Raw genomic sequence first — 1,896 nt, 5'->3', positions numbered from 1 at the left:
AACTATTCCTGAAGTATTGGAAGAAGTTCAATCCTTTATTACGAAAAACAATTATTCTAAAGAAAAACTAAGTTTTCAATCTATTTCAGATAAGACTTTTGGTAATAATACCCGAAATTATAGTCTATCATTAAACAATATTGAAAAAGGAATTGAGTTAATCAATAACCTAAAAGTAAACGGAGTTACGGCTGTACAAATTAATTATGTGTTTGATAAATCAGAGGTATTAGCTCAAGAAATGTCATCAAAAGCGCTAGAAAATGCTAAGGCAAAAGCTGAATTTTTAGCATCAAAATCCAATAAAAAAATTGGAAAGCTTTTAGTTATTGATGATAATACGCCGAATTCGAGTGTAACAGGCGGAACTTCCAACTATTTATCAAACAACAACAAACAACCTGAACAAACTATTACATATACTCTTTATGTAACGTATGAATTGCTAGATAAATAATAGATGTTGGATAAAAAATCTTTAAGGCAAAAAGCAAAAGCTGAAAGGCAAAAGTTAACTCAAGAAGAAATCGAAGACAAAAGTTTGGCGATTGCGAACCAATTGTTGCGTATGGACATTTGGAACAAATTATATTACCATTTGTTTTTAACGATTGAAGAGCAAAAAGAAATCAATACCGAATATATTCTTCAAATTTTAGCGGGAAAAGATAAAGAAATCGTCATTTCAAAGTGCGAATTTGCCACTTTAGGAATGACGCATTTTTTATTAACGGATAATACCAAAATTAAAAAGAACAGTTACAACGTTCCAGAACCCGTTGATGGTTTAGAAGTGCCTGATGCGAAAATTGATGTTGTTTTTGTACCACTTTTAGCCTACGACAAACAAGGAAACCGCGTGGGTTACGGAAAAGGCTTCTACGATAACTTTTTAAGCAAATGCAAGCCCGAAACGATTAAAATTGGGTTATCGTTCTTTCCTCCAGAAGAAAAAATTGAGGATGTTTCAGCAAATGATGTGAAATTGGATTTTTGTGTGACGCCTGAGGAGGTTTTTAAATTTTAATTTTCCTCAACTGTCACTTCCTCTTTATCCGCATGAGCAAATGCTCTTTTATTAAACACAATCAAAATCCCAACACCAGTTGAAATTGCTACATCGGCTACGTTAAAAATGGCGTTAAAGAAAGTGAAATGTTTGCCACCCCAAATTGGCAACCAAGAAGGCAAATTACCTTCCCACATTGGAAAATAGAACATATCTACTACTTCTCCGTGGAACCAAGTACCATAAGGTTGGTCGGAAAAAGCTGTTGCTACTTGATGGTAACTATCGTTAAAAATGACACCGTAAAAAACAGAATCAATAATATTTCCTAAAGCGCCGGTGAAAATCAAAGCAATAGCTACGATTAAATAATTAGAAGCTTTCTTTTTTACCGAATCCCACAACCACCAAGCGATTCCGCCTACGGCTACGATTCTGAATAAGGTTAAGATTAATTTTCCATGTTCGCCCGGAATTTCAGCGCCCCAAGCCATACCTTCATTCTCTATAAAATGAATTTGAAACCATTCTAAACCCATTACTTTTATGGATTCTCCAATAAAAAAATGCGTTTTGATATAGATTTTCGAAATCTGATCAATTAATAAAATAGCAATGATTAATAAATAGGCTTTCTTTAACGACATGTTCAATTTTTTTGCAAAAATAGTGGAATTTATCAAATAAAAAACGCCCCAAACGGAGCGTTAGTATAATTTTGTAAAAAGATTAACGTTGCAAGTTTTTTGCTTCGATACTCATAGTTGCATGAGGAACGATTTTTAATCTTTCTTTACTTATCAATTTGCCTGTAACTTTACAAATACCATAGGTTTTGTTCTCGATACGAATCAAGGCATTTTTTAAATCTCTAATGAATTTTTCTT

Annotated in this window: 4 protein-coding genes; 2 read left to right on the top strand and 2 right to left on the bottom strand. The window is 33.0% G+C overall.

From position 1 onward, the window contains the following. Both L6Q46_RS13845 and L6Q46_RS13840 read left to right on the top strand, forming a co-directional pair. A partial coding sequence (locus L6Q46_RS13845) for an SIMPL domain-containing protein (protein ID WP_291284802.1) occupies positions 1-457 on the top strand: 457 nt, incomplete at its 5' end. A 6-nt stretch (positions 458-463) separates the two neighbouring features. Continuing rightward, on the top strand, positions 464-1,027 hold the full coding sequence (locus L6Q46_RS13840) for a 5-formyltetrahydrofolate cyclo-ligase (RefSeq protein ID WP_291284804.1): 564 nt from the start codon (positions 464-466) through the stop codon (positions 1,025-1,027). On the opposite strand, the gene L6Q46_RS13835 is transcribed toward L6Q46_RS13840, so the two are convergent. Then, complete coding sequence (locus L6Q46_RS13835) at positions 1,024-1,656, bottom strand: lipoprotein signal peptidase (protein ID WP_291284801.1); 633 nt, start codon at positions 1,654-1,656, stop codon at positions 1,024-1,026. The two genes, L6Q46_RS13840 and L6Q46_RS13835, sit on opposite strands and share 4 nt — an antisense overlap. Positions 1,657-1,738: 82 nt before the next feature. Continuing rightward, positions 1,739-1,896, bottom strand: a 158-nt coding sequence (locus tag L6Q46_RS13830; RefSeq protein ID WP_291284803.1) for a TraR/DksA C4-type zinc finger protein, incomplete at its 5' end; no start/stop codon positions are given.

The organism is Flavobacterium sp., assembly GCF_023151265.1.
Classification (GTDB): domain Bacteria; phylum Bacteroidota; class Bacteroidia; order Flavobacteriales; family Flavobacteriaceae; genus Flavobacterium.
This window is presented reverse-complemented; position numbering and strand designations above follow the sequence as displayed.

Coding starts and splice junctions, on each gene's coding strand:
- L6Q46_RS13835 (WP_291284801.1), bottom strand. CDS start 1,656: ATGTCGTTAAAGAAAGCCTATTTATTAATCATTGCTATTTTATTAATT.